The sequence below is a fragment of the Acinetobacter sp. neg1 genome, from assembly GCF_000788125.1.
GTDB lineage: Bacteria > Pseudomonadota > Gammaproteobacteria > Pseudomonadales > Moraxellaceae > Acinetobacter > Acinetobacter vivianii.
Window position 1 is genome coordinate 805,863 of the sequence record NZ_JSZD01000006.1, and the last position, 18,744, is coordinate 824,606.

11 protein-coding genes and 1 pseudogene are annotated in these 18,744 nt (G+C 39.8%); 3 read left to right on the forward strand and 9 right to left on the reverse strand.

Features of this window, described 5'->3' with window-relative positions; genetic code table 11:
* Positions 1 to 121: 121 nt before the first annotated feature.
* The 5 genes from PJ15_RS04750 to PJ15_RS04770 form a co-directional block, all read right to left on the reverse strand.
* On the reverse strand, positions 122 to 1,834 hold the full coding sequence (locus PJ15_RS04750; RefSeq protein ID WP_047428522.1) for a fructose-specific PTS transporter subunit EIIC: 1,713 nt from the start codon (positions 1,832 to 1,834) through the stop codon (positions 122 to 124).
* Entirely contained in the window at positions 1,821 to 2,771 is a 951-nt protein-coding gene (pfkB, locus tag PJ15_RS04755) for a 1-phosphofructokinase (RefSeq protein WP_047428525.1), read from the reverse strand. Before pfkB ends, PJ15_RS04750 begins: the two co-directional genes overlap by 14 nt.
* Positions 2,764 to 5,625, reverse strand: coding sequence for a phosphoenolpyruvate--protein phosphotransferase (ptsP, locus tag PJ15_RS04760; RefSeq protein ID WP_047428526.1), 2,862 nt, complete (start codon positions 5,623 to 5,625; stop codon positions 2,764 to 2,766). The genes pfkB and ptsP overlap by 8 nt, the downstream gene beginning before the upstream one ends.
* A 295-nt stretch (positions 5,626 to 5,920) precedes the next feature.
* The gene (locus tag PJ15_RS04765; protein ID WP_047428529.1) at positions 5,921 to 7,210 is read right to left on the reverse strand and encodes a class I SAM-dependent methyltransferase; all 1,290 of its coding nucleotides are present in this window, start codon (positions 7,208 to 7,210) and stop codon (positions 5,921 to 5,923) included.
* 93 nt (positions 7,211 to 7,303) lie between these two features.
* Positions 7,304 to 9,403: a TonB-dependent receptor domain-containing protein gene (locus PJ15_RS04770; RefSeq protein ID WP_052138545.1), complete on the reverse strand. Its 2,100-nt coding sequence runs from the start codon at positions 9,401 to 9,403 to the stop codon at positions 7,304 to 7,306.
* Between the two features lie 455 nt (positions 9,404 to 9,858).
* Between PJ15_RS04770 and PJ15_RS04775 the strand changes: the two genes are divergently transcribed.
* Both PJ15_RS04775 and PJ15_RS04780 read left to right on the forward strand, forming a co-directional pair.
* Positions 9,859 to 11,949 (forward strand): TonB-dependent siderophore receptor, encoded by a 2,091-nt coding sequence (locus PJ15_RS04775; RefSeq protein ID WP_047428532.1) that lies wholly within the window; start codon positions 9,859 to 9,861, stop codon positions 11,947 to 11,949.
* Positions 11,950 to 12,147: 198 nt separating this feature from the next.
* A complete protein-coding gene (locus PJ15_RS04780) occupies positions 12,148 to 13,488 on the forward strand; it encodes a PepSY-associated TM helix domain-containing protein (RefSeq protein ID WP_047428535.1) in 1,341 nt (446 codons plus the stop codon).
* Positions 13,489 to 13,528: 40 nt separating this feature from the next.
* Here PJ15_RS04780 and PJ15_RS04785 read toward each other — a convergent pair whose 3' ends face one another.
* The 4 genes from PJ15_RS04785 to PJ15_RS04800 form a co-directional block, all read right to left on the reverse strand.
* On the reverse strand, positions 13,529 to 13,984 hold the full coding sequence (locus PJ15_RS04785) for a copper resistance protein NlpE N-terminal domain-containing protein (RefSeq protein WP_005258400.1): 456 nt from the start codon (positions 13,982 to 13,984) through the stop codon (positions 13,529 to 13,531).
* 37 nt (positions 13,985 to 14,021) lie between these two features.
* Positions 14,022 to 16,259, reverse strand: a complete 2,238-nt coding sequence (locus PJ15_RS04790; protein ID WP_047428538.1) for a TonB-dependent receptor — start codon at positions 16,257 to 16,259, stop codon at positions 14,022 to 14,024.
* 72 nt (positions 16,260 to 16,331) lie between these two features.
* Complete coding sequence (locus tag PJ15_RS04795; protein WP_052138571.1) at positions 16,332 to 16,742, reverse strand: DUF2946 family protein; 411 nt, start codon at positions 16,740 to 16,742, stop codon at positions 16,332 to 16,334.
* A gap of 580 nt (positions 16,743 to 17,322) precedes the next feature.
* Positions 17,323 to 17,661 carry a hypothetical protein gene (locus PJ15_RS04800; RefSeq protein WP_047428541.1) on the reverse strand — a complete coding sequence of 113 codons (339 nt, stop codon included), beginning with the start codon at positions 17,659 to 17,661 and terminating at the stop codon, positions 17,323 to 17,325.
* Between the two features lie 865 nt (positions 17,662 to 18,526).
* On the opposite strand from PJ15_RS04800, the pseudogene PJ15_RS18795 reads away from it, so the two are divergent.
* Positions 18,527 to 18,664: pseudogene (locus PJ15_RS18795) on the forward strand (Arm DNA-binding domain-containing protein); the annotation flags it as partial.
* Between the last annotated feature and the right edge of the window lie 80 nt (positions 18,665 to 18,744).

Genomic DNA, 18,744 nt, shown 5'->3' on the forward strand with positions numbered 1-18,744 from the left:
CGCTTAATTTGGCTTTTTTTTAAATGCTTTCTCCTGCAAATACAATGCAATTCTTAATAAAAAAGGTAGATCATTGTGCCCAACAATCTACCTTTATATTTTAGCAGATAGGAACTAAAACCTAGGCTGCCTGTACCTCAATCACTTCACGGCGTTTTAATAACGCATAAATTACACCTGTAATGCAGCTTCCAATTGCAATGGCTGCAAGATAAAGCCAGGCATGACTAATCGCATTTGGAATCAGCAACACAAAGATTCCACCATGCGGTGTTACCAATTCACAATGGAATAATGCAACCAATGCACCAGTCACTGCCCCACCTGCAATACAAGCTGGAATGACCCGAATCGGATCTTTAGCAGCAAATGGAATCGCCCCTTCAGAAATAAAGCATAGCCCCAACACAAAGGCAGCCTTACCTGCATCTCGCTCACTTTGGTTGAACTTTTGTTTAGCCAATAAAGTTGCAATCGCCATCCCAATCGCAGGCACCATTCCCCCAGCCATGGTCGCAGCCATCGGCATATAGGTGTTGGTGGTCAACAAACCGACTGTAAAAGCATAAGCGGCTTTGTTAATCGGGCCACCTAAATCAATACACATCATTGAAGCCAGCACAATCCCCATCAGCACGGCATTGGTGGTTCCCATATTGTTGAGAAAATCTTTCATCATCTCAAAAATTTGTGCGACAGGATGTCCCACGATGTAGAACATGATCAGACCGACCGATAATGTTCCCAATAAGGGCACAATTAAAATCGGCTTCAAGGCTTCCAGACTGGTTGGAAGCTTAATTTTTTTGGCAAGGAATAAGGCAATATAACCCGCTAAAAAGCCAGCAACGATCCCGCCCAAGAAGCCCGCATTTAATTGAGTTGCGATGAGACCACCAACCAAACCCGGTGCCAAGCCTGGACGATCAGCGATTGAATAAGCAATATAGCCAGCCAGCATTGGCACCATCAAACTAAAAGCAGCCGCACCAATTTGCTTTAACACAGCGGCTAGACTTCCAGCCTCCTCAGCCGCATTCAGTCCAAAACAAAGGGATAGCGCGATGAGCAAACCACCCGCCACCACCATTGGCAACATAAACGACACGCCAGTTAAAAGATGCTTATAGACACCTGTTTTTTCTTTATTGGCGTCTTGATTGGTCTTTTGACTATTTTGTTTAGATGATTCTAAAACCTTGGCTTCCGTCATTGCTTCTGCAAAAGCCTTGTCGGTTTGTTTCAGTGCAAAGCCTGTCCCGCAACGATAAACACGTTTTCCGACAAAGCGATCCGTATTAACCTCAATATCCGTGGCTAAAATCACAATGTCCGCAGCAGCAATCGCCTCATCGGTCAGGATATTTTTAGCACCGACTGAACCTTGCGTTTCGACCTGAATGCGATAACCCAATTTGGCTGCACCCTGCTGTAATGCTTCCGCAGCCATAAAAGTATGCGCCACACCCGTAGGGCAAGCCGTCACCGCAACAAAATTCTGTGCCTGACGCTGATCATTGGGTTGTGTTGCCAATTGTGCAACCGTCGTGGGATTGCTCAAAGCCTCCTGTAAAGACTGCTCGGCATTATCCATCGCTTGTTGGAGTGAAATGGTTGCAACAGCATAATCATTGAAAGCATCGAGTTGTGATGGTATTTGCCCAATAAAAACAACCGTATCAAAATCTTGTTCAGGAAGCTCATCCTGCACAGAAATGATCGCGCTGTCATAGCCTTGCTGTTGCGCAATCTGCGCCAGTTTTTTTGCCAGAATCAACGCATTGACATACTGTTGCGAATTGATCACAAATAAAAGAGATTTAATTGTTTGCATCAGAATTATCCAAAGTGTTGATCATGGTTTGTTGTTTTAGAGCTTCCAATCGCTCAGGTTCAGGCACACGAAAGCCGATTTGACTCACCGCATGACTGGCAATGGCCGTAGCAGTTTTTAAGGTTTGCTCAGGCGTCATTTCACTTACCAGACCATGCACCATGCCTGCAAGTAATGAGTCGCCAGCACCCACAGTACTTTTTACGGTGACTTTAGGTGGGCTGGCATGCAACGCCAGTGCTGGATTGATCCAGTTGACACCTGCTTCGCCCATCGAAATGACAATATGTTCAATATGACAATTTAAGCGCTGGAACAAGGCAACTTGCTGTGAAAACTGTTCTACAGACTCACCAAAACTTTCCTGTAACTCATCCGTATTCGGTTTAATCATCCATGGATTCATTTCAATCGCTGCAACCAGTGCCTGTCCGCTGCTATCAATTGCAACGTGCTTTTGCTGTTTGTGTAAGATAGAAATTAAAAACTTGAAATCATCTATGCTAAAACCCTGCGCAAGACTCCCAGCAATCACCACATAATCAACGTTTTGGCAGCATGCCTCAATACGCGCAAAGAATGCTTTTTTGTCATGTTCAGAGACAAGAAAACCTTTCGCATTAATATCGGTCATTCGTCCAGACTGTTCTGCAATCTTGATATTCTGGCGGGTTTCACCCTCAACATAGACAAATTGATTATCAAACTGCATCGCTTGAAAATGCTGATCAAACAAGGCCCGATTCTGTTTACCCAAAAAGCCTGACACAATCAGGTCATGCCCAAGATCATGCAGCACTTGTGCAACATTGAGTCCCTTACCCGCCGCATGATATTGCACCTGTTGCTGGCGATTAACCTCACCCAAGCGCAATTCATCTAGTTCCAGCGTGACATCAATTGCAGGATTTAAAGTAATTGTTAAAATTTTAGCCATGCTTCAACTCCACCAAATCACGGACTGCTGTGGCACTTTCACACTGTAAAGCGCGTTGAGCAAGCTGCTGGCAATTCTGATAATTCAAAGTACGAATTTGTGCTTTCACCAATGGAATGCTGGATGACGACATACTCAGTTCATCGACGCCCAATCCCAGTAAGATCGGGACAGCCTTGGGATCAGCGGCAAGTTCTCCACATACGCCTACCCATTTCTGATGGGCATGTGCTGCACGAACAGCTTGATCAATCAATAATAAAATACTTGGATGCAAACCATCGGCTTCGGCAGACAATACGGGATGGCCACGGTCAATTGCCAGCGTATATTGAGTTAAATCGTTGGTGCCGATACTGAAGAAATCCACTTCTTTGGCCAATAATGGAGCCAATAAAGCCGCTGAAGGCACCTCAATCATGATTCCCACTTGAAGATTTTCACATGGATATTCGGCTAAAACCTCATCCAGAATATGCTTGGCTGCCCGCCATTCTTCAATTCGCCCAACCATTGGGAACATAATCCGTAAAGCACGACCATCCGCTGCTTTTACTAGAGCAATCAATTGTTGACGCAATAGCTGCGGTTTCCGTAAGGTCAGTCGAATCCCGCGTAAACCAAGAAATGGATTTTCTTCGGCAGCAATCGGTAAATAAGGTAGAGGTTTATCACCACCAACATCCAGTGTCCGTACCACCAATGGACGCCCTGCAAGGGTATCCAGCACATGACGGTATTCTTTTTCCTGTGTGATTTCATTCGGTGCCTGACGATGGGCCATAAACACCAGTTCGGTCCGCAATAAACCAATCGCCTCTGCACCATGATCAACGGCTTTTGCAGTATCCAGAATCTTGCCAATATTCGCTGCAATCTCGACCTGATGCTGATCTACGGTGACGGCTGCTTCCTGACAATGGCGTTCCGCTTCCTGACGTCGCAGTTTCTGTTGCTCACGCTCGCGAATCGCTTGTTCGATCTGCTCAGGCGTTGGATCAATATCAATTGCACCTGTATCCCCGTTAATCAATACCGTGGTTTGTGCCTCAATATTTAGAATCTGCTCACCCGCACCGACCACGGCGGGAATTCCCAATGCACGTGCCACAATCGCACTATGTGCCGATGCACCACCAACCGCTGTTAATATCCCAGCAACGCGGTCTTTGTCTAAACGTGCCACATCCCCTGGCCCAAGATCATGCATCACCAGAATATAAGGTTGCTCAGGTTCAAGCTGCATGACTTCATCACACAGCACACTTAAAACCTTGTCGCCAATATCTCTTAAATCGGCTGCACGTTCTGCCAACAGCGGATCATTCAACGCTGCCTGCGTTTGTGCAGCCTGTTCAATATAGTCATGCCATGCAGCAGCAGCCGTTAGATTCTGATTTAAACCCTGATGCACCTGCTGGATCAGATCTGGATCATCCAGCATTTCCAGATGTGCCTTAAAGATCTGCCTGATCTCATCAATCTCGGTTTTTAGAATCAACTGGTGAATGGTGTTTTTGACACTATACAGAGCGATTTCCAGTTTTTCTTTTTCTGCCTTAACGTTGTGTCCAAAACGTTCATATTGAAATTTTTTCGGTTTAATCACATGCGCTGGGCCAAAGGCAAGCCCCGAAGATGCAGCCGTTCCCTGTGCAGGCAAATCGGTCTCAAGAATTTCTTCCCACGCAGTTTCTGCTTGAACAAGTGAAGCTGTTTCAGATTGCTCAAGCGCTTCAACCTCTTCGCCCAAACCATTTTTAACGGCCTGTACAATCGCAGTTAATCCTTCTACGGCATCGGTGTTCGGCTCAGCAATAAAGGTCAGAGTCTGTCCATATTGACAGCCCAAAGCCAATAATTTGGTTAGACTTTTGGCAGACACATAAGGCCCACCGTCTACCGCAACCTGAATGTCACCTTTAAATGTTTTACTAATATTGACCAGTTGTGTGGCAGGACGAGCATGCAAGCCATGCTTATTGGCAAGCACCACAGGTTGATAAGGCCAGTCTGGAATAATTTCTGCACCAATCAGCTTGGCGATTTCATGGCGACTTTGTTCAGATTGAAGTTGCTGTTGAATATTTGACTGAAATAAAAGATCAATTAAATGATTCAACTGTACGGTATCAAGTTGCTCATGCTGGGCAATGCAGACTAGTGTTTGTATTTGCCCCTGAGCAAAACTTAAAATCTGATCGGATTTCACAATACTCACGGCGGCTTCTGAAACGTAATTTTTTCCTGAAATCGTCCAGATGGCATCCTGAATCTGAATCAGGTTTTTAGGATCTAACTGGCTAATGAAGCCCGCTTCCACCAGTTTTTGTTGTTTTAATAACTTGGTTGCTGCCCAGAAAAATTCATCAATATCTTCAACATGTGCCTGCGTCTGGATTAAATTTTCGTGCAAAACCAAAGAATCTGGGCGAACTTGCAAAATATCAATAATTTGCTCAGCCGTGGTTGCCGTTTGTACCTGAATACTAACATCGTGATTTAAAGCACGAGTCAAGATTTGCAGAACCTGTAAATGCTCATCTGATTTTGCAGCAATTACCACAGCCAAATAAATTTTATGTTCACCATCCCACACCACTCCTTCTGGAAAATGCGCAAGTCGAATCCCTGTTTCTTTAATAAACTCACGCGATTGAGGGGTACCATGAGGAATAGCGATTCCTTGGCCTAAATAGGTTGCGCCCTGTGCTTCACGAGCCTCTAAGCCAGTTAAATATTCAGCCGTTGTTAATTGATCTTCAACCAGAATATTAACTAAACATTGTAGTGCTGTTGCCTTATCCTTGGCACGCAGATTCATATGTACATGCTTTGGCTCAAGTACAAACATAAAGTGTCCTTCAAAAAGTTGAAACCGTTGTTTTTAATTTAAGATGAATAAAGGAAATATAAACCAAGCCCATCCATTTCCCTACATTCTACAATAAGCTTTTTGATTCTCGTTTTAACAGTCACAAATCTTATGAAAAACAGACTAAGTTGATCATCTAATCTACTGTTTTGGTTATTAGAAGATGACTTGTTTCTTGAAATTGCGAAAATTCAGACAAAAAATTAGCCCTTGTAAAAACAAGAGCCTATTAAATTTATCGTAGCCGTATCAACAGTAAGAAATCATGATTTGCTTATATTTGAATCGCTGTACCATATTTTGCCAGACATACCCAATTCAACTGTTGATCCGATAGCCATTGATTCATAGACTGCTCAAACTTAGGCTGAGTTTCACTGTGTTGACACGGATGAATATAACCAGCCCACATCAAAACCAATAAAATTTCTGTAAGCTGTTTTAAAGATAGATTCTGTTTGAGCAGGCTGGACAACTCAAGCGTTGAAAGCGCCCGTTTATTAAGTAACTTAAGTATCTTTTCAAATATTTGGATGGCATCTTTTATTCTACCGAGCTTGGCATCCAGACTTAAATCCTTTCCAACTGGAGCCGCAGGTAATAGTCCAAATTTCACCGTTGAATAATAGTTTTCTAACTGTTGTTGATTAAGTTGAGTTCTATTTTTTACATAGATATCTTGTCTCTGCAAGGTATAGCGCGCAATATCCTTAACGGTCTCTTGTAAAGTAATTAAGGGTAAGCTTTTTACCACTTTTTGAACTTCTGGTGGCAAACTGATCTTATCTAAGTTTTCAATAATCCCAGCTCCCCCCACATAAGAAAGTCCTAACTTTCCAAAGCGTTGGATCATATCGGCAGAATGCTGTGGTTGCCAATGTTCCGATAAAAAATCATGGGCAATATAGTTTGGCTTATCTTGGGCAAGTTCCGATAACTCTTGATTCAAACCTGGAATTTTTTCAAATAATCCACTCTTCGATGCACCAATTTGCCGAACTAAATTCAGGCTTTGTACGGCTTTGGTAGCTGAGTCCCCTTGCAAATTCTTAGACGTTTCCAATATTAACTTCTGGACTGATACCAAAGAAGTGGCACCAGGATGACTCATATAGCTACAGTATAAAACCCCGTCTTTTTTTAAAAATTTATCAACAATTTGCGTCACAATATTCTGGTTTTCTGATGAGATCCAAGACCAGACCCCATGCGTTACAATAAAATCAAATGGCTCTATGTCAGCATTTAAAAAGCTTTCAAAATCCGCATGAATAAATTCAATATTATCAATACTGGTCGTTTCTAAACCTTCTTGTGCAACCATCAAATGCTGTGGATTAAAATCAACGCCCACAAAATGTCCCAAAGGATTTGCAGCAGCTGTGAGGTGTAAATGAATTCCCATTGCACAGCCAAGTTCTAAATATCGATAGGGTTTTACAAGATCAGGAGCACAAAAGCCTTTTGATTGAACAACCATATTCAGCCACAACGGCATCGTTTGTCTATGTACAAATGTTGGATAAGGTACATCTACAATATAACCGTCTTGCGAAGAACTCATTCAATTTACCTAAGCAGAATAATCTAATAATTCAAAAAATAGATCAGCCCATTACTGAAATAAGCTGATCTGTTTCATTACTCAAATATCGATCTAGAATCGAGTGGTGAAACCTACGTAGTATGTCGCTGGCGGAGCATCACCATAATCGACACTTCCTTTGTTGACTTTATCACCACCGATATTTTCAACACCAGCTCTCAAGCTGAGTGAATCACTATAATCAAAATTCACCCCCACGGCTCCCGTTGTGGTGGCATTTGAGAAGTATAATTCTTTAGCTGCTGAACCCGATCCTGCAACGAGATCAGCTTTCGTAAATGCCTGTTTACCCAGATATTGTACACGGGCAAATGTATTCAGACGATCTGTAACATCCCAATATACCGCCAAGTTGGTAGTAAACTCAGGAACTTGGGCCAATGATTGACCTGTTGCTTTATTTTCTGACTCTATCATATAAGTGGCATTACCCGTCACTCGTAGATAATCATTCAATGGGAATTTATAAGTCAACTCCAATCCACTTGTACGTGCCTTTTCAACATTCGATTGACGTGTATACCAGATCCCGTTAATTCGCCCGTAGTAGTTATTTACGATCATATCTTTGTAATCACTGAGGAAGTAGGTGAAATCAACACCATACCCATCTTCTTCGTAACCAAAACCAATTTCATAATTGGTACTGGTTTCTGGATCAAGATCTGGATTACCTAACATGTAGCATGATTGTCCCGATTGCCAACCATAAGGCGCTAAACTGGTACAGCCCATTCCCATTGAACTTGTGCCAGATGAACCTGAACGTTCTTTTAAATTGGGCGCTCTGAAACTACGCGAAACACCACCTTTGACAGTCCAGGCATCTGTTGGATGATAGACCCCGTAAATACGTGGACTAAAATTAGGATCATAATCATTGCTGCCGTCAACACGGCCGCCAAGAGTTAAAATAAAATTATCTTGTAGATGGATTTGGTCTTCAGCAAACAAAGACCAAGAATAATCATCTGGATTCTTATCCGGTGTCTGGATATTGCCATTTTCATCAGGAACCAATTGATTCCCGATGTTTGATGCATTAGAGACCTGTTCATATTTTCCTTGTGCACCAAGGGTCAGATCATTTTTACGGCCCCAAAGATCTAAAGGTTTATTGGCTTTTAGATCCAGAACTGTTTCACTACTTTTAGAACCGCCGTCTACAGCAAATGCAGGTGTCTTATTTTCATATTGATTATAGTAAAGGTCTGCATTTGTGACTAAACCATCAGCAAAACGCCCTTCATGACCAATACCAACATTGTAGTGCTCCATTTTGTCAGCACCAAAGTGTTCTGTACCTAATTCAGCTTGCTCAGCCTCACTCAACTGTGGATTCTTCTCAACGCCGTAACCTAGATCAAAGTTAAAATCTTGGTTATCAGAAATTTTCCAGTTTAAACGGCTGGAGATATTTTGCTCTTGATTCTCGCCAGTACCATTCTGAATACCTTCATCGGCATTTCTTTTTTTGATGTTGCCGCCAAGTCTAAAACCTAAATTATCCGTAATTGGCCCTGCAATGTTTGCAGCTACATTAATGGTATCGCCTCGAGAGCTACCATCAGGCTGGCTATAATCAGTTCTTAATGAACCCGTAAGCTTATTGGGAATTTTCTTGGTAATAATATTGATCACGCCACCCGCAGCTTCAGAGCCGTAAAGTGTTGACATTGAACCTCGTACCACCTCAATTCGCTCAATCATTTCTGGAGAAATCCAGTCAATATCTTGCGAAATTGTATCAGGACGATGGCCTAGCAACGATGAGTTACCAACTCGCTTACCGTCGACCAGAATTAAAGTATATTTGTCAGGGGCACCACGAAATGCAATTTTTGAACCCGGCCCAACATTTGAATAACCACCCACTGCCCCTGGTAATTCACCGAGTAAGTTCGCAATACTAGAAACAGGACGTTTTGCTATTTCTTCAGCGGTAATTACACTAATCGAAGCTGGAGCATCTTTAACATTAACGCCAGATCCACTCGCAGTCACAACAATCGTTTCTAATTTAACAGTTTCATCTGATTTATCGAGTGGTTTACTCTCTTCATTTGTCATTTCGGCAGCATGGGCAAAGGCCATCATACTACTTAAGACTGAAACTGCGAGTAGAGATTGTCGAGCTATGTGTTTGGCCATTTTCCCACCTAAAATCAGACTAATATTAAAATTCGCTTAAAAATGCACGTGAATTTTAACAAAAGTTAAATAAAACACAATCAAAATGATAATTATTATTGTTTATATGGTTTATTCAATCTTTTGCTTTGAAATTTTACAGCTTATGGGCAATACGATTTAAGTTACTTTCTCTTACCGCTTCATAGATGTCATTATCAGAATTTTTACACTTGACGCTATGTAGAGGAAGCCCTCACATATCTAGCAAAAGCCACATAAATATATATACGATGGCTTTGTGTTCTACGATTCCCTCTTTACATCACTCTAAACTTTAATTCTTTTCAAATTCGGGATGGAAAGTGGCAATCAAAACTAATCACTTCCAATCTTCTGAAATATTTAAGAAATAAAATGCAAAATACAATTTAATGTAATAATATAACATTACATTTGATTTGTATGTTCTTACTATGCTTTCCAAATTTTATCTAATCTCTTCATGTTCATTACTGTCAAACTTTGTTTGGGCACAAACATCTGATTCGACGACGCCCCTTCCAACAATCATCATACAAGCACAAAAAACAGATCAAGATGTCTTAACAACATCTGCATCAACTAAATTTACGCATGATGTACTTGATACCCCTTCCAGTCGTAGCTTTCTTTCTCAGGAAGTTTTAAAACAGCAAGATGTACAACGTATAGATGACGCTTTAAATCAAGTCAGTGGCGTGTTCAGCCAAACCAATTATGGTGGTGGCTTCTGGGATAATTTTTCATTTCGTGGATTTAGTACAGATCCGAATATCGGACCGCAAATTATTCGAAATGGATTAAGTGTAAATCGGGGTCTCAGTGCGTCTCGGGATATGGTCAATATTGAATCTTTAGAGTTTCTCAAAGGCCCAATGGCTGCACTATATGGACGAGGAGAAACAGGTGGTTTACTCAATATCAATACGAAAAAGCCAGCATGGGAATCATCTAGTGAAATCAATTTACGAGCGAATAGTCTAGAAAAATATCGTGCTAGCTTTGAGCATACCGCCCCCATTAATGACCAATTAGCATATCGTTTTGCTATTGCACATGAAGATAATCAGAGTTTTCGGGACTATGTGAGTAATTCACGCTGGTTTTTTTCTCCGCAATTAAGCTGGAAGTTATCCGATCGAACTCAATTAGACTTAGACACAGAATTCACTCGTGTAGAAGGATTATTTGATCGTGGTATTAGTGCTTATCAGAAGCAAATTGTGATGAATCCAAAAACCTATACAGGTGAACCAAGCGATGGAGATCATTTACAAACTGATAATTTTTATCAAATTCGGCTCACGCATGAGCTAAATGACGATTGGAAGGTCAAAAGTGCTGTGAGTGTGAAAGATAGTTTGTTAAAAGGTTTTTCTAGTGAACCTCGTCGTATACAAAGCGATGGTCGTACTTTAGAGCGGCAGCGACGTTATCGGGATAATAAAAGTGATGATGTGTTATTCCAAACAGAAATGTTAGGCACGATCCAACAAAACTGGGCAAAACATGAAATATTGTTGAGCGCAGAAACAGGACAAATGAAATATCGCCAATTGCAGCTACGCCGTAATCACAGTTCAGATATACCCAACACCATTGATATTTACCAACCTACCTATGGAACATATTTACCAGACCTTCCCCTATTTATTGACACTGAGGATCGACAAAAATACTTCGCCTTCAATGTCCAAGATCAGATATTTTTAAATGATCAATGGAGTGTTTTACTTGGTCTACGCTTTGATCATGTCACACAAGAATTTGTGAATAAGATTGCCACGACCTCAAATCAAAAAGACTTACAACAAACCAGTCCACGTTTTGGTTTGAACTATCGCTTGAGTGATGCATGGTCAGTCTATGCCAATTATGGCCAATCATTTGCAATTAATAGTGGAATGGATCGCAATAATCAAACCTTTGACCCAGAAAAAGGTCAAAGTTATGAGATCGGCAGTAAATACCAACTCAACCCACAAAGTCTGATCAGTATTGCATTATTTAAAATGGATAAGGAAAATGTGCTCACAACAGACCGAATAGATAACAACTTCCAGATAACTGCTGGAGAAGTCTCTAGCCAAGGGATAGAGCTAGATGTCGAATCACAACTGAATGACCAGTTATCGCTCCGCGCCAATTATAGTTACACAGATGCTCAGATTGAGAAGGATCAAACACTTGCTAAAGGTTCGCGCCTAAGCAACGTTCCTAAACATAGCGGTTCAATCAGTACAAACTATGAATGGATGCTATCTAACAACTCAAATGTAGTCGTTGGGGCAACAGCTGTTTATGTTGGGAAACGTAGCGGTCATAGCACTGATAACGGATTCAATCTTCCTGAATATACATTAATTAATTTAAATGCTTACTATGCGCCAAGTGAGCAAATACGTTATCAGTTCAACCTGAATAACCTTCTGGACAAAACCTATTACACGGCGAGTTATAGTGAGATGTGGATACAGCCTGGTGAACCGTTGAATGCATCATTGGCAGTGCAATGGAAATTTTAAAATGTTTGAATGAATGCGTTAAGGCTAGCTAAGCTGATACAGCCTTAACCATTAAACTTATGAAAGTGTAAACATATTGTCAGCATCGAATATAACCGCCAACCTTATAATACGCATTAACATTACCTTGTCGTGCTATAGGGTTTAAACAGTTATAATTTCATCCCCCCAATCGCTCATCATTAACTTCTGATTGCCATGCCCCAACAACCTTCTTATTGGCGAAATCTATTCCGCTTAATCCATATATATGCAGGGATATTTGTTGCGCCATTTATTTTTATTGCCGCATTTACGGGTTTTCTGTATGTCAGCAGTCCGCAATTAGAGCAATATATTTATAAGGAGCAGTTGTATGTACACAGTGAAAATCGCCCTCAACAACAACTGAGTCTGCAAGTTCTTGCAGCTCAATCTGTAATGGCAGAATCAGCAAGAATTACTGAGCTACGTCCAGCACCTACATCGGATCAAACCACTCGGGTTATTTATGCTGATCCAGAAAATAAACTAAATAACCAAGCAGTTTTTGTGAATCCATATACATTAGAAGTTATGGGGCAACTACCTGTTTATGGTACGAGCGGTGTACTTCCTTTAAGAACGCTAATCGATCAACTCCACAGCAATTTACTACTGGGTGACATTGGAAGACTCTATAGTGAGCTTGCAGCAAGTTGGTTAGCCATTCTCAGTCTGTCAGGACTTTATCATTGGTATATGCTTAGAAAACATTTTAATCAGAGCAAGACCATCCGCAATAAAGTTTTAAAATGGCATAGCACAATTGGAATAGTCTTGCTCCCATTATTACTCATTGTTGCGATTACAGGACTAACTTGGTCTAAATGGACAGGAGAAAATATCCGCATACTTCGCCAAGCCTTGAATTGGCAAACACCAGCTCTCGTTAGCTCTCTTTCGGGTACGCATTCGATTGATAGTCATGCACATCATCATAGCGATATGGGTCAAATGAACCATCAGCCACTTATAAAAGCAGAAGATTTTGATCAAGTGCTACAGGTTGCCAGACAAAATGGTATTCGCAGTGCTGAACTTCAAATAAAACCACCGACAACGATAAATACAGCATGGACAGTTTCTGAAATACGTCGTCGTTGGCCTACAGAAGCAGATAGTATCGCTATTGATCTTAGAAATAATAAGGTTATTGATCATTTACACTTTAAAGATTTTCCAATCGCGGCAAAACTCACACGCTGGGGTGTTGATGCGCATATTGGTGTTTTATTTGGTTGGGTCAATCAATTGATCTTAATGATCTATGCACTTGCTCTATGCTTTCTGATTCTTTTGGCTTTCTGGCTGTGGAGCCGTACATTTAATTTAAAACAGACAACCTCCAATTTCGTAAATCAGAGCTTACAACTTTGGGGAGCCGGCAACATAAAACAGAGACTTTTTCTTCTTCTGTCTCTGGTTATTCTTCTAATTTGTTTGCCAACCTTAGCAATCAGCATAGCCGTGGCTATTGCTTTCATCATGCTTAAACAGTATCAATGCAGATTGTTATAATTGGTTGGCTAGGCACTAAAAATAGTGCCTAGCAACTCTATTAGGCAATTTTATCCAGTTGGAAATCTTCAAATAGCTGATAAGGTAATCCCGTCTTAGTCTCTAAAACTTCAACATAACCATGACCTAAAATTAGCTGATTTCGCTCTTTCACACTTTGTAATTGGATTTTTACTTTCCCATTATCTAAGAAACTAAAATTTCCGGCATACAGCTCATGTTTATTATGATCACTATTACTTGTCCGCTCTAACCGAAAAGTCTGATCTGCATAAATTTTTAAATCTACATTCATACCGTCACAGCCTTCACAAAATGCCGAACATCCAGCACATGGAAGTGCGCCTTCATAATGCCCAACCCATTTTTGCAGTTGGGCATCAAAATTTCTTTTAACTTCCGAATTTGCTTTCTCATCCTTCACCGCCTGATCATGCTGACCACAGCCCATCATTACACTGGCGAAAATGAAAGAGCTCAATAATCTTTTCTTCATCACTGTTCAACTTAATCTGTTTAATTTCGCATAAAAATCAGAAAGACCAATCAAAGCGCAAGGTCGCTTTCAATGGTTCGCCAGGCTGTACCCAGAAATTTGTATAGCTCGCAACGTAATAATCCTTATCGAAAAGATTATCTATATTGAGTTGGGCTCGCAGATCAGGGCGGATCTGTAAATAGCCACCAATATTCACTACCGTAAATTCAGGTAAAGTTGTTCCATTATCAATATAGTTCGCGCTACGTTGTCCGTAATAGTTAATGTTTCCAACTAATCCAGCCTTACGTCCAAAAACATTCATTTGATAATCAGCACTAAGATTTGCTGTATGTTTAGGAATATTTTTAAGTCGGGATCCAGTTTCATCTACTTCACTTGCAATGACAGAAGCATCCGTATAGGTATAATTTGCATTCACCCGCAGGTTATCATTAAATTGATGTTGTAGTTCAAGCTCAACGCCTTTGCTTTGCACATGACCATTATCAACATAACTATCTGTAATACCTTCCGTGAGTAAATGACGCTTATCTAAATCAAAAAAAGTTAATCCAAACCAACTCTGCGGTTGAAATTGATATTTTGTTCCAACTTCCCAGCTTGTTGTCTTTTCAGGTTCATAGAGGTCATTATCCTTATTCAACCCAGTGTTTAGTTCAAAGCCCTTCCCCCAGTTACTATAAAAAGACAGCTTTTCTGTCGCTTTAAAATTAATAGCAGCTCTTGGTGTAAATGGCATAAATAGCTGTTGAGATGATTTTCCTGTTTGATGGTTTTCAATTCGCTGCTCTAAACGATTAAAACGACCTCCCAATAATATATTCCACTGATCATTCAAGGAAATCTGATCCTGAATGTTCAGTCCCAGCATATCCTGAGTTTCCGTAGTGTCTTTAGTGATTCGGGTCAAAGGCAAAAGATTTTCACCATAAATCGGATCATAAATATCTATTGGGCTGTTAGTGCCGACAGCATTCCGAAGCTGAGTCTGATCAATGGTATAATGCCCAGCTTCTACATTGGTTACCAATTCATGTTGAAGCGAGCCAGTACTAAACTTACCTCGTAAAATTGACTGAAAATGTGTTGTTTCCGTCTCAAATTGACGAGCTCGTCGGAAACGATTTGCGGTTCTGCCATCTTCTGCAATTGAACCAATCTCAGTTGATGTACCTTCACGCTGCCCATGATTGTAGGTAATTGCAGTCGTATTATTCCAATTATCTTCAAACTCATGATTCAAACGTAACTGGTACATCTGATCTTTAATTTTAATATCACCATCACTTGGTTCTCCCAAGAACGTTTTTTTATTTACCGCAACCTTGCCATCAACCATTGGAATACCACGATCAAAAACACCTTGGTATTCAGCAAACTCCGTATCAAGATTCAACTGAGTTTGTTCTGAAATTTTCCAAGCCAATTGTGGTGCAAGATAATAGTGCTGGTTATCTACATGATCTCTAAAACTCTTATTATTTTCATAAGCAGCCCCTAGTCGATAGGCAAGATCATCACTGATTGCATTGGTTGTATCAAGCGCGAACCTATATTCATCTAAAGTACTGCCACTTAAACTTAAAGTACTTTTAGACTGCCATTCAGGTTGTTTAGTGGTGATATTCATAATACCGCCAATTGCGCCCTGCCCATACATCGCTGCCATTGGCCCTTTTAAGAAATCAATTGCTTGAATACTTATCATGTCTTGTGGAGTATGGATCCCACTCACCGAACTTAAACCATTACGCATATAGATCGTTCCCATATTTGGGTCAGTACTAAATCCTCGAAATGAATAATTATCCCAAAAACCACCACCGTAACTGTCTTGGTAGACCACGCCATTTACAAATGCCAAGGCATCACTAATACGTTGAACATTATGGTTTTGAATATCCTCTCCCGACACATGAGACTTGGTAAAAGGTACTTCTAATAAGTCATGATTAAATTGTGTAATCGCCTGCGAGGAAGTATGCCTCTCATCCTGTTTCTCAGCCGTAACCGTTATGGTGGGTAACAACTCTACTTTAGAATTTACGCTCAACTCATTTTCTGCTGCAACAATGTTTGTTGAAAATTGAGGGGCTTGTTGTAAATCATCTGCGGCAAATGTAGTTGAACCAGATATTCCATAAGCGAATAACGTAATACTCAAACGATAAGCAAAGCTAGCATTTATAAATTTTATCTGTGGTACGACATAATTTGAGACAATAAAACTGCTCCCATTTAAGAATGGGTTTAACTTGAATTGAGACATTTCAATTCCTTTAAAGCATAAATTTCCGCTAAGACATTGCAGGAATGTCCATAAATATAAAAACTTTGGAATTTAGGCAAATAAAGGAGGCGCTCTACCCTGTGGAAGTAGATATAAACGCTGTAAAGCAAAATAAATATGCTGAAAATGATATTCAAATGCCAACATCCGCACAAAAAGGCGGTCAAGTACCTGATCAAGATTAAAGTCCAGACCTGTAGTTAAATTAGCAAAAACCATACAGTATGGACATTCATGTCCAGCTTCATGCTGGTGGGTGCTTTGAACAGTCTGAACTTTTTGATCTTTCTTCATCATATGGTGCTGATGAGAGTGATCAGATAAATGATGGGAACTATGTTGTTGAGTAGCACTTATGGTATTGGAAAAAGCATCAGAAATGGTGACACAGACCAGTGCAATACGATATTGTTCTGGTAAAAGTGGTTGTATAAATACAACGGATTGCAGGAACATTGCCATGAAGGCAAAGACTAGAGCAACTCTCAAAATAGGCTTTTCAATATTGAAACGATGGCAATTTAACACAGCCCGCGCAATGTGAGCAATTGTTAATATCTTCATTAGATTTAGGATTTAGTCTTACTCATAAAAATAATGTGAGACTATCGCCATCGCGAGTCGTCTAAAGTGAAACAGAATCTTCCTTAAGGTTCATATAAGCTACTGAATCATTCCGACTATGATTTAAAGCATATCAAACCGCTTTTCTATAAACGGACACGAGCTCAATCTCATGGATAAGTGACTTCAGGTTGAGAGTAGAATTTCAAACTGACCATTAACTTTTTCCTCTTTATTCTTTACTAGTCCTATCCCATGTAATTCAATCCAAGTTTTTATGTGGGTTAAGTTGAAGTACAAATTTCAGATAAAAACAATCCCATGTAATAACAAATATTTAGCTAGACAGTTAGCGGAAGCGGTGACACTCAAATTAAAGAAATAAACTGTTGATTAAAAGTCTTAAAATTGCATGACTTTATTTTACTAAAAGACATCAACCTATTATTTTTAGAGCACTAGGTATTTGATAACCACATCAACGTAATTTCATATCTGCTTCTGATAAATAGGCTTTCTTGGTGGTCTTATTCCACAAACAAAGCTCTTGGCCCGTTTTATTTTTCATGTGCGCTTGCGGATATTGACCTTGGATCAAAAGTGCAGAATATCCAACGCGATCATCAAACAACATAACATTACTCGCTGGCTTGGCATTTTTAAGCTGGCTGACTTTTATACAAGCCGATTTGATATCCTGATCATGCTTTTTCCAAGCCTGCTCCGAACTGGCGAACGTCACACTTGTAATGACAGAGCTTGCTACAAAACCCAAAACAGAAAGATATTTTAAAAAGCGGCGGTTTCTTATTGCCATGATCATTGTCCTGTAAAGTCGAATGCCTTGATCTATACTGAAACAATCTTATGGGAGAATCTAGCAATTTATACATGTTGTAACAGCACATCTTCAGGATTAAACATATCTCTGAACATCGATTTGAACACGAACTGGAACTCATTTTTTTGTTATGCCAAGGCTATGAGATATTTGAAAAGAATCACATTGAAGGATTTTTGCAGACAAAAAATAAGCCCTTGTAATAACAAGGGCTTATTTAGATATTTGGCGGAAGCGGTGAGATTCGAACTCTGTAAATAACTTTTTAATAGATTCTATCTAGGTTTAATTCATTATTTATCAAATAATTAAAATCTAATAGAATCTTATAGATTTTATAACTTGTGCCAAATTTTGTGCCAACTGCTTTTTTAAGTAATGCTTTTTATAACAAAAATTTGTTGGTGATGATAGCAGTAGAGTCAGATAAATAACATACTGTTTTATTTAACTTTAATTATTATAAGGGTTGCAATTTATCCCATTTTGACCCATTACTCTTTTGTATATTTCTTGACTGGTTAAATTTTTTCATAATAAATTTACTACAGAGAAAAGAGATTTCCCCGAAAGCTAGAGAACTACTTTTCGCTCTGGTGAAAACATTGAAGTCAAAGGGCAGAAAATGAAGTACAAAGCGGAATTAAGTACAAACACATGACCAAATGGATGGAATACATCATGCCAATTAGCGATCTGACTTTCTCTAAACACATATTATATTGCAATCTATCCAATTGATTTAAAAATATTTTTATTATAACTTTCAATAACAATGTGATACATGCAATTACCAATTTTTGTGAGTAAGTACTTTCAAAAATAGCACTACTCAAAACATATGCTAAACGATCTAAAAAAAAGATTAAAACCACGTGAAGAATCAGACCGCGTGGATGATCATTCAGGACTCTATATAGAAGTCCGCCCATCTGGTAGTAAATTCTGGCAGTATCACTATCGTTTTCTTACTAAAGCTAATAATCATTAACTCTGCTATTTGACTATTATAATTAAAATTTACTATTAAAAATTTCTAATAAATAAAATTAATCTTCG

Coding starts and splice junctions, on each gene's coding strand:
- PJ15_RS04780 (WP_047428535.1), top strand. CDS start 12,148: ATGCCCCAACAACCTTCTTATTGGCGAAATCTATTCCGCTTAATCCAT.
- ptsP (WP_047428526.1), bottom strand. CDS start 5,625: ATGTTTGTACTTGAGCCAAAGCATGTACATATGAATCTGCGTGCCAAG.
- PJ15_RS04765 (WP_047428529.1), bottom strand. CDS start 7,210: ATGAGTTCTTCGCAAGACGGTTATATTGTAGATGTACCTTATCCAACA.
- PJ15_RS04775 (WP_047428532.1), top strand. CDS start 9,859: ATGCTTTCCAAATTTTATCTAATCTCTTCATGTTCATTACTGTCAAAC.
- PJ15_RS04800 (WP_047428541.1), bottom strand. CDS start 17,661: ATGGCAATAAGAAACCGCCGCTTTTTAAAATATCTTTCTGTTTTGGGT.
- PJ15_RS04750 (WP_047428522.1), bottom strand. CDS start 1,834: ATGCAAACAATTAAATCTCTTTTATTTGTGATCAATTCGCAACAGTAT.
- PJ15_RS04785 (WP_005258400.1), bottom strand. CDS start 13,984: ATGAAGAAAAGATTATTGAGCTCTTTCATTTTCGCCAGTGTAATGATG.
- PJ15_RS04770 (WP_052138545.1), bottom strand. CDS start 9,403: ATGGCCAAACACATAGCTCGACAATCTCTACTCGCAGTTTCAGTCTTA.
- pfkB (WP_047428525.1), bottom strand. CDS start 2,771: ATGGCTAAAATTTTAACAATTACTTTAAATCCTGCAATTGATGTCACG.
- PJ15_RS04795 (WP_052138571.1), bottom strand. CDS start 16,742: ATGGCAATGTTCCTGCAATCCGTTGTATTTATACAACCACTTTTACCA.
- PJ15_RS04790 (WP_047428538.1), bottom strand. CDS start 16,259: ATGTCTCAATTCAAGTTAAACCCATTCTTAAATGGGAGCAGTTTTATT.